The organism is Luteococcus japonicus (assembly GCF_003752415.1).
Lineage (GTDB): Bacteria > Actinomycetota > Actinomycetes > Propionibacteriales > Propionibacteriaceae > Luteococcus > Luteococcus japonicus.
In genome coordinates this window covers 1,923,141-1,935,433 of record NZ_RKHG01000001.1, presented here as the reverse complement: position 1 = coordinate 1,935,433, position 12,293 = coordinate 1,923,141, and the positions used below count along the sequence as shown (strand labels likewise).

Genomic DNA, 12,293 nt, shown 5'->3' with positions numbered 1-12,293 from the left:
TTCACTTCTTCTGCCTGCTCGAGGAGAGCTTGCTGGACAAGGTACGGATGATGGGGGTGGCGATCGGGAGCTTGGCCACGAAGATGGCCGCCTTCCACTTGGCCGACGGGATGGAGATGGCCCTGCCCGCCGCCGAATCGGCCAGCGCCTCGCGGGCCAGCTGGTCCGGGTCCACCCAGACGAAGCCGGGCAGGTTGTCCGAGCTGACACCGGCGCGCTGGTGGAACTCGGTGTGCACCCAGCCTGGGCACAGGGCCGTCGCTCGAACATCGGTGCCGCTCTTGCGCAGCTCGATGTTCAGGGCCTCGGTGTAGCTGCGCACCCACGCCTTGAGCGCCGAGTAGTTGCCGCTGAAGATCCATGAACTCGTCGAGCTGACATTGATGATGCGGCCGTGGCCACGAGCAACCATCGCGCGCCCGGCGGCGCCGGAGAGCTCCAGCACTGCCCAGGCCATCACGTCGAAGGCGCGCCGCTGGGTGCCCAGCTGGTTCTTGTCCAGCAGCTTCGCGTGCAGGCCGAAGCCGGCATTGTTGACCACGAGGTCCAGCTCGTGCGCCGGGTCCTCGATCCAGTCCGCGACGCGGGTCACGTCCTCGGCCTTTGCGAGGTCCGCCGTGATCCACTCGATGTGGACGCCGTGCTTCGTGCCCAGTTCCTCGGCCAGTTCCTGCATCCGTTCGGCGTCCCGTGCGACGATCACGACGTCATCCCCCCGGGCGGCCAATGCCTCCACGAAGGCCTTGCCGATGCCGGAGGTGCCGCCGGTCACGAGTGCTTGAGCCATGCCCCAAACTTACGGCACCGCGCCTCGTGCCGCATTCACGTCGCCCCGCGAGGCCATTAGTGTGGGTGGATCGGGGCCACCAGCCCGGCCCGGGAAGACTCGCCCGGCACGCTTTCAAGGAGAACCCATGACGCTGCGTCGCACCACAGCCCTCCCCCTGGTTGCCCTGCTGGCCCTGGCCCCATTGAGCGCCTGTGGCAGTGATGAGAAGGGCTCCGACGCCGCCAGTCCCCGCGAGGTCACCACGGTGAGCGTCGACAGCGCCTCACCTGAGGCCGGCTCCTCCGAGAGCCCCAGCGACGAGGTCAGCGTCGCCAGCACCCCGGAATCGGCCGTCACCGCCGAATCCAGCGGCCCCGCATCCGCCACCGCCACTGCCGGCGCTTCCGTCGAGGCCAGCGTGGCGGCCAGCCTGCCCGCCGGCACCAAGAAGTACGCCACCGCGAAATTGCCCGCCACGGTGGGCAAGTACACCGGTAGCAATGGCATGTACACCGCCGGTTCCGAGGACGCCATGGTGATGATGACCCTGTCCCCGGCGTTGAAGTTCAACACCGTCACGGCAAAGCTCACCGGCAAGAGCACCGAGGGAATGTCCACCTGTGGCAAGGCGGAGGGCGTGACCAGCTGCTTCGCCCCGCTCGACGGCGGCGTGCTGTGGGTGCAGGGCACTGACCTGTCGAAGCCCGCGGAGCTGGCCCAGCTCACCAATGACGTCTACAAGACCTTCGCCTGAGGCTCAATCCCGTCGCAGGTCCATGTCCAGAACGTAGGAGTCGCCGCGGTAGGAGTGTTCACCGAACTCCAGGGCCATCCCGTCCGCGTCGCGGCTCAGCCACTCGACGGTGAGCACCGCATCGGCCCGGGTCAGGTCCAGCAGGTGCCGCTCCCGGGCGGTGGCCATCCGGGCTCCGATCCGCTGCCGTGCCTCCGCCTTCTCGTGTCCACGCTCGGACAGCACGGAGTACAGGCTGCGGTCCGCGAAGTCGTCGGCACACACGTCGTGGAAGACCGGCGGCAACCAGCTGCGCAGCAGCACCAACGGCTGCCCGTCGCTGAAACGCAGCCTCTCCAGGTAGACCAGCGGGGTTCCGGGGCGCAGCCCCAGCGCCTCGGCTGCGGTCCGGTTGGGGCGGGATGCCTGCATCCGCAGCACCTGGGTGCGGGGCTTGCGGCCGGCGCCCTGCAACTCGTCGAAGAGCGTCGTCAGGGAGTTCTGCTTGCCCACCACCTGGCTCGCGACGTGTGTCCCGACCCCGCGACGTCGCACGAGCATGCCCTGACGGACCAGCTCGTTGATGGCCTTGCGGATGGTGGGACGCGACAGGTGCAGGCGCGCTACCAGGGCGAGTTCGTTCTCGAAGGGATCGCCCGGTTTGAGGGCGCCGCTGGAGATGGCACTGGCCCACTGCTCGGCGAGCTGATGGTAGAGCGGGACGGGGCTGTTGCGGTCCACCACCACCGGGAGGGTCCTGGGCATGGGCATCAAGCTAGCAGCGTCCTCGGGTAAGGTGACAATGTTGGACCTTTGTCACCCCTGATCGTCGGAGGACCCGTGAAGTCACACCTCGTCACCACAGCCATCGCCGTGGCCGCCCTGCTGCTCGGCACCGGCTGCTCCGCCACCGGCGGGCGCGCCGCCGCCGAGAAGTCGGCCTCGGCGGGCGGCTGCACCAGCACCACCATGACGGTGACGATGATCACCCACTCCGCCCCCGGCGACGACTTCTGGGACCTCGTCCGCAAGGGTGCCGAGGATGCCGCCAAGAAGGACTGCATCGCCCTGGAGTACCAAGCCAGCCCGGAGGGTGCCGAGCAGGCCAACCTGGTCAACGCCGCCGTCGACAAGAAGGTGGACGGCATCGCCGTGACCCTGAGCAAGCCCGAACAGATGTCGTCGGCCGTGAAGTCCGCAGTCAAGGCCGGGATCCCCGTCACCGCCATCAACGGCGGCGTCGATGTCTGGCAGGGCCTGGGCGTGCAGGGCTTCTTCGGACAGGAGGACAAGGTCGCCGGGCAGAAGACCGGCGAGAAACTGAAGGCCGACGGCGCGAAGAAGGTGCTGTGCATCCTGCACGAGCAGGGCAATGTGGGCAATGAGTCGCGCTGTGCCGGCGTCAAGCAGGTGATGCCGACCACGGAGAACCTCTACGTCACCGGCACGGACATCGCCGACGTCCAGACCAAGGTCACCGCCAAGCTCCAGCAGGACAAGCAGATCGACACCGTCCTCGGGCTCAAGGCCGCCGTCGCGCTGACCGCCGTGAAGTCCGTCAAGGAGGCCGGCTCCAGCGCACGGATCGCCACCTTCGACACCAATGCCGAACTGGTCAAGGCCATCCAGGACGGCAGCGTCGCCTTCGCCGTCGACCAGCAGCCCTACCTGCAGGGATACCTCGCCGTCGACGCGCTGTGGCTGTACAAGACCAACGGCAATTCCATCGGTGGCGGTACGGCGACGCTGACCGGGCCGGCCTTCGTCGACAAGTCCAATGTGGACGCCATCGCCACCTACGCGGCGGCGGGCAAGCGATGAGTGCGGACACGTCCAGTGCCACCACGGTGGCCGAGCCTGTCGAGGCCCCTCGACAGGCTCGGGGAACGGGGACTGGTGACGCCGACGACCGGACTCGCCGCCGGAGCATGATGACCAGGCTGCTGGTGCGTCCGGAGATCGGCTCGCTGGTGGGTGGCTTCGCGATCATGGTCTTCTTCCTGGCCGTCGCGCCCAGCTTCCGCAACCTCGACAACATCGGCACGATCCTCTACCAGGCCTCGACGATCGGCATGATGGCCGTGCCCATCGCCATGCTGATGATCGGTGGCGAGTTCGACCTGTCGGCCGGCGTCCTGGTCACCACGGCCGGTCTGGCCGCCGCACTGCTGGGCTGGTGGTTCAACCTCAATGTCTGGGCCGCGGTGGGCCTTGCCCTGCTGGTGACCCTCGCCGTCGGGCTGGTCAACGGGCTCCTTCTGGTGCGCACCAAACTGCCCAGCTTCCTCACCACCCTGAGCACCTTCTTCGTGCTCCAGGGCATGAACCTCGGCCTGACACGGTGGGTCACCGGAAACGTGTCCACCCACCAGATCGCGGACATGCAGGGCTCGGAGTCCGCCCGTCGCGTCTTCGCCTCGCAGTTCGCGTTGCAGGTGGCGGGGCACAGCATCACGCTGCGCATCACCCTGCTCTTCTGGCTGCTGCTGACCATGCTGGGCGCCTGGATCATGCTGCGCACCCGGCAGGGCAACTGGGTGCTGGCCGTCGGCGGCGACGAGGATGCCGCGCGCGCCTCGGGCGTCCCGGTGCGCCGCACCAAGGTGGCGCTCTACCTCTTCGTCGCCTTCTGCGCCTGGCTCAGCGGTATGCACCTGCTCTTCGGCTACGGCGTCGTCCAGTCCGGTGAGGGCATCGGCAAGGAGTTCATCTACATCATCGCCGCGGTGATCGGTGGCTGCCTGATGAACGGCGGATTCGGGTCCGTGGTCGGTGCCTCCGTCGGTGCCCTGATCTACGGCATGACCCAGTTGGGCATCAACTACGCCGGCTGGAATCCCGACTGGTTCAAGACCTTCCTCGGCGTGATGCTGCTGGCCTCCACGCTGCTGAACGTCTGGCTGAAGCGAAAGGCGGAACAGCGATGAGCTCGGTACCAAGCAAGGGGGGACGACCCCCCTTGGACCCCCCGCAGGACTCGCGCGCCTCGCTCCTCGCAGGCTCGGAGCTGCGCTCGTCTCAGGAAGACGCCGTTTCGCCGGCATCCGACGCAAGCACGGCGGCCGAGCCTGTCGAGGCCCCCATCCTGGAACTGCGTGACGCGGGGAAGAGCTATGGCAATGTCGAGGCGCTGCGCGGGGTGAACCTCGTCGCCCGCGCAGGCGAGGTCACCTGTGTGCTGGGTGACAATGGCGCCGGCAAGTCCACGCTGATCAAGATCATCGCCGGGTTGCACGAACACAGCCAGGGTGAACTGCTGGTCAACGGCAGCTCGACGCGCTTCACTTCGCCGCGCGATGCGCAGGCGGCCGGGATCGCAACCGTCTACCAGGACCTGGCGCTGGCCCCGCTGATGGCGGTGTGGCGCAACTTCTTCCTGGGCAACGAACTGACCCGCAGGCCCTTCGGGCGGCTGGACATCGCCCGGATGAAGGAGATCACCTCCGACGCGATGCGGCGGATGGGGATCGACATCCCGGACCTGGAGACTCCCGTCGGCTCCCTGTCGGGCGGGCAGCGGCAGTGCGTCGCCATCGCCCGGGCCGTGCACTTCGGCGCCAAGGTGCTGGTGCTGGACGAGCCCACTGCGGCACTGGGCGTGAAGCAGTCCGGCGTCGTGCTGAAGTACATCGCACGCGCTCGGGAGGCCGGTGTCGCGGTGGTCTTCATCACCCACAACCCGAACCATGCCTGGCTGGTGGGGGACCACTTCGTCGTGCTGAAACTGGGCAGGGTGAGCCTGGACGGCACCAAGGAGTCGATCACGCTGAACCAGCTGACCGGGGAGATGGCCGGCGGCGCCGAGCTGGATGCCCTGGCCCACGAGTTGCAGGTCTGATCCCTCCATCGCGGCTCATGGCAGAGTTGGCGGAGTGCGCGCACCCACCCTCTACCGACGGCTCTTCTGGCCGATCCTCGCACCGTCGCTGCTGATCGGCGTCGCGGGTGGGGCGACGGTCCCCGTGCAGGTCTTGGCCGCGATGCAGCTGGGGGCCTCGGCCTCGCTGGCCGCGGCCATCGTCGCCATCCTGGGCGGCATTGGTCTGGCGACGACGGTGCACGCCGGCCGGCTGATCGACCGCGTGGGCGACAAGCACGCGATGTTGCTGGCGACGACCGTGATCGGGTCCTTCACCCTGGTCACCGTCGCGGCCCTGGCCTGGGGTGGGCGCGGCGCACTGGCCCTGTTCATGGCGGCATCCTTCGGCCGCGCCCCCGCGATGAATGTCTGGAGCCTGGCCCGGCAGGCCTATACCGCCGACCACGTCGAAGCCCATGAGGTGGGCCGGGCCATGACCGCTCTGGGCGGCACGATGCGCGTCGGGAACCTGATCGGCCCGCTGGTCGGTGGAGTCCTGCTGCTGTGGTTGCCGCTGTGGAGCGTCTACGTGCTGAGCGTGGCGTGCGCCGTGCTCGCGGTGGCCATCCTGTACAGCCCGACGGGGGCGGTGGCCGAGGGCCCCTCGACAAGCTCGGGGAACGGGATGGAGAGCTCGCTGGCCGGGAGCGGGGACTCGCCGGCCGAGCCTGTCGAGGCCACGCTGATGGTGGGGGTGCGCTGGAGTGCCGTCATCTTGGCGGGCGTCGCCATCACGACCTTGGCCGTCGCGCGCGTTGCCCAACCCGTCATCGTGCAGCTGTGGGGAGTGAGCGTCGGGCTGGACGAGTCATCCATCTCCCTGCTGATCGCCGTGGGGGCGGCCATCGAGATCGTCTTGATGTTCCCCGGCGGCTACCTCAAGGACCGCCTGGGGCGGGCGGTGATCCTGGTCACCTGCCTGCTGGTCTACGGCTCCGGATTCCTGCTGATGGTGCCACTCACCCGCTGGCTGGGGATCCCGGGGATGGTGCTCGCCGTCGTCGTGATGGCCGTCGGCAATGGCCTGGGCGCCGGGGTGAACATGACCATCGGTGCGGACCTCAGCCCGGCTCAGGGTCGAGGGCGCTTCCTGGGCGTCTGGGCCCTGTTCAGCAATGTCGGCGTACTCGGTGGCCCGCTGCTGATCTCCCTGCTGGTGGCGACGGCGAGCGTCCAGGCCGCGGTGCTGGCCATCGGGGCAGTGGCCGTTGCCGGAGCTGGCTGGATGGCGATCTTCGCCGCCCGGATCGGGCTCCCCAAGGGGATCGGCCGCGATCGCCTCTCGTGAGGTGCTGTGTCTCAGAAGTGTCGTCGGAGGGAGGCGACGAGGGTCGCGAAGCTTCCGGCGATCAGGGGCAGGGCCACGGCGAGTGCGACGAGCGGTGCCTCGGTCAGCATGGCGGCGAGGACCAGTGCCAGCAGCAGCAGGACGACGGCTGCGCAAAGCATCAGGGGCTGCTGGTGCACCTCCGCGCGGGGGAGGGTGGTCTTCTTGGACTCGGTGGCGGTCAGGACGGCGGTCATCTGTTCGGCTCCTCCAGGGCACGCCGCAGGAGGAGCCGATGGCCCCTACCGCACGGCCATCGTGAGTTGACTGTCGAGAATCGCCTCGACGTCGCCATTCTACGCCTCGTACCCTGCTACCCGATCCGGCCCCCGGAATGCACCGCCCCCGGCATCGTGTCGATGCCGGGGGGCGGTTGGGCCAGTACTTCGGCGCTCGTCAGTCCTTCGGGAAGGCGAAGGTGGTGGGGGCACTCACCGCCGGAACCTCCACCCAGCTCTTCTGCGCCGCGGAGGCCACGATGGCCTCGTCGGCCGCGGCGGCCAGCCAGGCGTCGCCGGCGCTGGGGGCCAGCTGTGTGCCGGTGAGCACGGACTGCACGAACTGGGCTGCCTCGATCACCTTGAGGTCATCGAAACTCATCGTCTGGCCGGGGCCGGGCTGGAAGCGGGCGAAGTCGCCGTCCTCCATGCCGATCATGGCGGTGGTGTAGCCAGTGGCAGGCCCTTCACCGCGGATCAGCAGCTGCAGGTCCTGGGGATGGCTGAAGCTCCAGCGGGCGGAGCCCTCGGTGCCGTAGACCTCCACCACGTACTCGGCGCGGGGGCCGACGGCCACGCGGCTGGACTCGAAGGTGCCGACGATGCCGTTCTCGAAGGTGGCCAGCACGGCCACGTAGTCCTCGTTCTCCACGGGACCGCTCTGGTCGGACAGTTCCACCTTCGCATGGCCCACTCCGGCGGTCAGCGGGATGGGACGTTCGTTGATGAAGGTGTCGGTCAGGCCCGAGACGGAGGTGACGCGCTGGCCGGTGACCCACTGGGCCAGGTCCACACCGTGGGACATCAGGTCGCCCACCACGCCGGCACCGGCCTTCTCCCTGCTGTAACGCCAGGTCAGCGGGCCGTCGGGGGCGGAGGCGTAGTCGGCGATCAGCCAGACCCGCACATTGGTGACACGTCCCAGGCGGCCCTCGCGCACCAGTTGGCGCATCCGCTCGACGGCGGGTTCGTGGCGGTAGTTGAAGCCGACGGCGGTGACCAGGCCGGCCTGCTGGGCATCCTCGGCGATCTCGCGTGACTGGGCAGCGTTGACGCCCATCGGCTTCTCGATCCAGAAGGGCTTGCCGGCCTTGATGGCCGCCATGGCGATCTCGTGGTGCAGGAAGTTGGGGGCGCAGATGGACAGGGCCTCGACCTGCGGGTCGTCGATCACCTCGTGGTAGTCGGCGACGGCCTTCTCGAAGCCGTACTGCTCCAGGGCAGCCGTCTGGTTGGAGTCGACGGGGTCGGCGCAGACCACCAGCCGCGGCTTCACGGCCAGCTCGGGGTAGCGCATGGGCAGGGCGGCATAGGCGGCCGAGTGCAACCGTCCCATCCAGCCGAGGGAGACAACGCCGATGCCGAGTTCGCGAGTCATGGGGTTTCCTTTCGAGGGGTGGTTCGGGGGTCGTGCTGCCCTCAGACGAGCAGCCAGCAGGAACTGAGCACGGTGAGTGCAATGACGATGGGATCGAAGATGCGTTTTGGGATGACCTTGGCCAGCCGGAAGCCGAGCAGACCACTGACCACCACCACGGGGGCCAGCACCAGGTCCAGGCGGAAGGTGTCTGGGTTGATCACTCCGACGCCGATCGAGACGGGCAGTTTGATCACGTTGACGAGGAAGAAGAACCAGGCGGTGGTGCCGAGGAACCTGGCGACGTCGAAACCCGCCTGCATGAAGTACATGCTGGTGACGGGACCGCCGGCATTGGCCACCATCGTGGTGAAGCCGGCCAGGGAGCCGTAGGCGCCCCGCTTGACTGGGGAGGTCTCGTTCTCGGGGCGGTGGACGGTCACCTGGCCCCGCTTGCGGTACATGTCGGCGAGGGTCAGGCCGATCATCAACAGCAGGATGATGCCGATCAGGCGCTTGGTGGCCAGGTCGGAGGCGAGCTTGAGGTAGACGCCGCCGGCGGCGATACCGACCAGGACGGTGGGCACCAACCTCTTGAGGGTCCCGAAGTCTGCATCACGTCGGTACAGCCCGATGGCCAGCACGTCGCCGACGAGCAGGAGCAACAGCAGGGTGCCGGTGGATTCCTTGGCCGGCAGGATGCTGGCGATCAGGGCGGCGGCCAGCACGGCGAGGCCGGGCAGCGCGGTCTTGGCGAGGCCCACCAGGACGGCGACCAGCCCCAGTATCAGCCAAGTCGTCGTGGTGAGGCCCATGGCCTTGCTCCCTTTGAGAAGTCGGGGCCGGGCCCAGCCCGGCCCCGACGGGGTGTGTGGTTTCAGCCGTCCAGACGGACAGGGTGCCCTTCGTGGGCGGAGGTGGTGGCCGCGTCGGCGATGCGCAGGGCCTCGACGGCATCCTTCAGACCGGGCTGGGGTGTCTGGCTGGTGCTGACTGCCTCGATGAAGGCGCCCAACTCGTTGGTGTAGGCGGCCTCGTAACGCTCCAGGAAGAAGTCCAGGTACGGGGCCTCGGCATTGGTGACCTCGGCATTGTTGAGGCGCACCGTGTTCGGCCGGACGTTCTCGGCGAAGAGGGCGCCCTTGGACCCTGCGGCCTCCAGGCGCTGGTCGTAGCCGGAGGCGCAGCGACGGTTGTTGATGATGGTGGCCACCTTGCCGTCGGCGGCGGTCAGCACGACGACGGCGGCGTCGAAGTCGCCCTCGGCCTTGATCTCGGGCACGAAGTTCTGGCCGGAGGCATTGACCTCGACGATGTCGCCCAGGAAGTTGCGGGCCATGTCGAAGTCGTGGATGGTCATGTCGCGGAAGATGCCGCCCGAGACCTTGATGTAGCTGGCGGGCGGGGCGGAGGGGTCGCGGCTGATGATGGTGAGCTGCTCCAGGTCTCCGATGGCACCCTCGTCGACGCCCTTCTTCACTGCGGCGAAGGAGGGGTCGAAGCGGCGGTTGAAGCCGAACATCACCGGGGTGGTGATCTGGTCCAGCTCCTCCTGGACGGCCTCCACCTGGCTGACCTCCTGGGCCACCGGCTTCTCGCAGAGGACGGCCTTGCCGGCCTTGGCAGCGGCGATCAGCTGGGGCAGATGGAGGTGGGTGGGGGAGCCGACGATGACGGCGTCCACCTCGGGATCAGCGAAGACCTCGTCGGCCTCCTTGCAGGAGCGGGCGCCGTACTGGGAGGCGAGCTTCTCGGCGGCGTCGCCGATCGGGTCGCAGACCAGCACGAGCTGGGCCTCGGGGTGGTTGGCCACGGAACGGGCGTGGACGTGGCCGATGCGTCCGGCTCCGATGACGGCGATGCGCAACATTGCGTACTTCCTCTGCTGTTCTTCGTTGAGTGGATTGGAAAATGGTTCGGAGGGGCGCCACCGCGTGCGGTCAGCGCCCCTCCAGGGCTTGTGGAGTTGGTGTGGTCAGGCCATCGTCACGGGGCGGGCATGATCACGTTGCGCACCAGGACGTCGAGGTCGTTGTCGGCCTCCATGAAGCCGCGCAGGGTGCGCACGGTGGCGCCGAAGCTGTCGAACTCCTCCGGGGTCATGCCGTCGGGCTCGTAGGCACGGACGAATTCGGGCATCTTCAGCAACTCGGCCATCACGCGCTCGTCGACGGGCTCGTCGATCTTGTTGACCGGCTTGTAGTCCGACGCGTTGATCCGCTTCTGCCACTTGAAGGGCGGGGAGACGACCAGGTCGCCACCCTGCAGCTCGGACCACTGCAGGACATTGCGGAAGGCCGCCACCAGGACGCGGGCGCGCAGGCCGCGCTTCTGGAATTCCTGGTGGGCGCGCTTGATGCAGGCCACGCCGGCCCATTCGAAGACGCCGGGATCGACGAAGCGCTGCTCGCGCTCGGCGACGATCTTCAGCCAGTCGTCGAGGCGGCCGCCCATCAGGGTGACGACCGGGCCCATGGTGGAGACGTCCTTGCCCTCGGCCTCGCGGCGCTGGAGGCCGCGCTCGATGGCCTCGCCGGTGGCCACGCACTGCGGGACGGAGAAGCTGACGGTCACGTTGACCGATACGCCACGGTAGGTGGCCTCCTCAATGGCCTTGACGCCGACGCTGGTGGCGGGGATCTTCACGATGATGTTGGGAGCCAGGTTGCTGAACTCCTCGGCCTGGTCGGCCAGGGCCTTCCAGCTGCGGGCCAGGCGGGGGTCGGTCTGCATCGACAGGCGCCCGTTGCGGCCCTTGTGCTCCTCGAAGATCGGCTCGAGCATCTTGGCGGCCTCGATGGACATCTCGCGCACGACGGTCCAGCCGATCTCGGACTCGCTGGCCTCCGGCATCTCGGCGGCGAGCTCCTTGATCCGGGGCAGCCACTTGTCCTTCTTCATGTTGATGCAGGTGTAGGCGATCGACGGGTTGCACGTCGCGCCGACGGCACCGAAGCTGATCGACTGGGCCAGCTCGTCGGGATCCGCCGAGTCATTCCACAGGGCGGTGGGGAACTGGCGGGTCGCCTCGAGCAGCGGTCCAGGTGTGAATTCGATGGCCATGAGGGGTCCTCCTGATGGATCGGGGCGGTCACTGCCGGGTTCCGCGTCGTCGGTGGCGCGTCGTGTGACCGGGTCCCCTCCATTCAAATGCGAGCCAGCCCTCAAGTCAATAGATTGTCCGGACAATTTGAATTTGTTTGGTCTTTCCTGCCGGATCGCGGTGAGATGCGGTGCCTCAGGAGGTGAACACGGTCGAGTCGAAGGTGTACCGGTCTGCCCGGTAGACATGATCACCGAACTCGACGATCTGGCCGGCCTCGTTGTTGGTGGCGCGGCGCATGGTGAGCAGCGAGGCTCCCCGCTTCACCTCGAGCAGCTTTGCCTCCTCGAGGCTCGCATTGCGCGCGCCGATGGACTGGCGCGCGGAGAAGAGCTGCACATGGCGGTTGCGCAGCGCCTCGTAGAGGCCGCCGGTCTCCAGCTCGCTCGCTGACGGAGCCAGCTCGCGGGGGATCAGGTTGCGCATGATCGCGATGGGGTGTTCGTCGGCAAGCCGCAGGCGTCGGATCTCCGTGATCTCGGTGCCGGCGCCCGCGAGCCCCATGGTCTCGGCCTCCTCGGCTGTGGCCTCCCGGTCCGCATAGTCCAGGAGCCTGGTGGTGGCCTGGTGGCCGCCGCGCGTCAGGTCGCTGTGCAGGCTGGTCAGTTCCATGGGGCGATGGATCAGGGCCGGCGCGACGCGAGTCCCGACGCCACGCTGGCGGACCACCAGTCCCTGGTCCACCAGTCGCTGCAGGGCCTGGCGGGCGGTGGGTCGGGAGACCTTCAGCCGCTTGGCCATGGACAGTTCGTCCTCGATGCGTGTTCCGCTGGGCAACTCGTGGGAGTTGATGGCGGCTGCGATCGGCTCGGCAATCTGGAAGTAGAGCGGGATGGGGCTGTTCCGGTCGAGATTGATCTCCGGTGTGTAGACGTCGCCGCTCATGGGAGTGTCCTTCCGTGGTGAACTCTGGGAAAACGGTACCTG

General features: G+C 67.9%; 13 protein-coding genes. 5 read left to right on the top strand and 8 right to left on the bottom strand.

All coding sequences use genetic code 11. From position 1 onward, the window contains the following. Position 1 precedes the first annotated feature (1 nt). Complete coding sequence (locus tag EDD41_RS09360) at positions 2-787, bottom strand: SDR family NAD(P)-dependent oxidoreductase (protein WP_123575710.1); 786 nt, start codon at positions 785-787, stop codon at positions 2-4. 127 nt (positions 788-914) lie between these two features. On the opposite strand from EDD41_RS09360, the gene EDD41_RS09355 reads away from it, so the two are divergent. Next, positions 915-1,523 carry a hypothetical protein gene (locus tag EDD41_RS09355; protein WP_123575709.1) on the top strand — a complete coding sequence of 203 codons (609 nt, stop codon included), beginning with the start codon at positions 915-917 and terminating at the stop codon, positions 1,521-1,523. Between the two features lie 3 nt (positions 1,524-1,526). Here the strand turns inward: EDD41_RS09355 and EDD41_RS09350 are convergent, their stop codons facing one another. Further along, positions 1,527-2,267: a GntR family transcriptional regulator gene (locus tag EDD41_RS09350; protein WP_094765652.1), complete on the bottom strand. Its 741-nt coding sequence runs from the start codon at positions 2,265-2,267 to the stop codon at positions 1,527-1,529. Between the two features lie 75 nt (positions 2,268-2,342). Here EDD41_RS09350 and EDD41_RS09345 point away from each other — a divergent pair, with 75 nt between their 5' ends. From EDD41_RS09345 to EDD41_RS09330, 4 genes are all read left to right on the top strand, one after another. Then, positions 2,343-3,323, top strand: a complete 981-nt coding sequence (locus tag EDD41_RS09345) for a substrate-binding domain-containing protein (RefSeq protein ID WP_245995599.1) — start codon at positions 2,343-2,345, stop codon at positions 3,321-3,323. A 110-nt stretch (positions 3,324-3,433) separates the two neighbouring features. Next, complete coding sequence (locus EDD41_RS09340; protein ID WP_245995598.1) at positions 3,434-4,429, top strand: ABC transporter permease; 996 nt, start codon at positions 3,434-3,436, stop codon at positions 4,427-4,429. Positions 4,430-4,461: 32 nt separating this feature from the next. Continuing rightward, entirely contained in the window at positions 4,462-5,340 is an 879-nt protein-coding gene (locus EDD41_RS09335) for an ATP-binding cassette domain-containing protein (protein WP_245995597.1), read from the top strand. A gap of 34 nt (positions 5,341-5,374) precedes the next feature. After that, entirely contained in the window at positions 5,375-6,649 is a 1,275-nt protein-coding gene (locus EDD41_RS09330; RefSeq protein ID WP_211336623.1) for an MFS transporter, read from the top strand. Between the two features lie 11 nt (positions 6,650-6,660). Here the strand turns inward: EDD41_RS09330 and EDD41_RS09325 are convergent, their stop codons facing one another. The 6 genes from EDD41_RS09325 to EDD41_RS09300 form a co-directional block, all read right to left on the bottom strand. Then, the gene (locus EDD41_RS09325) at positions 6,661-6,885 is read right to left on the bottom strand and encodes a hypothetical protein (protein WP_123575705.1); all 225 of its coding nucleotides are present in this window, start codon (positions 6,883-6,885) and stop codon (positions 6,661-6,663) included. Between the two features lie 199 nt (positions 6,886-7,084). Further along, positions 7,085-8,284, bottom strand: coding sequence for a Gfo/Idh/MocA family protein (locus tag EDD41_RS09320; RefSeq protein WP_123575704.1), 1,200 nt, complete (start codon positions 8,282-8,284; stop codon positions 7,085-7,087). 41 nt (positions 8,285-8,325) lie between these two features. Then, positions 8,326-9,078: a sulfite exporter TauE/SafE family protein gene (locus EDD41_RS09315; protein ID WP_123575703.1), complete on the bottom strand. Its 753-nt coding sequence runs from the start codon at positions 9,076-9,078 to the stop codon at positions 8,326-8,328. A 62-nt stretch (positions 9,079-9,140) separates the two neighbouring features. Continuing rightward, the gene (gene iolG / locus EDD41_RS09310; RefSeq protein WP_123575702.1) at positions 9,141-10,133 is read right to left on the bottom strand and encodes an inositol 2-dehydrogenase; all 993 of its coding nucleotides are present in this window, start codon (positions 10,131-10,133) and stop codon (positions 9,141-9,143) included. Positions 10,134-10,249: 116 nt separating this feature from the next. Further along, positions 10,250-11,326 carry a transaldolase family protein gene (locus EDD41_RS09305; protein ID WP_123575701.1) on the bottom strand — a complete coding sequence of 359 codons (1,077 nt, stop codon included), beginning with the start codon at positions 11,324-11,326 and terminating at the stop codon, positions 10,250-10,252. Between the two features lie 175 nt (positions 11,327-11,501). After that, the gene (locus tag EDD41_RS09300; protein WP_123575700.1) at positions 11,502-12,251 is read right to left on the bottom strand and encodes a GntR family transcriptional regulator; all 750 of its coding nucleotides are present in this window, start codon (positions 12,249-12,251) and stop codon (positions 11,502-11,504) included. Positions 12,252-12,293: the final 42 nt, after the last annotated feature.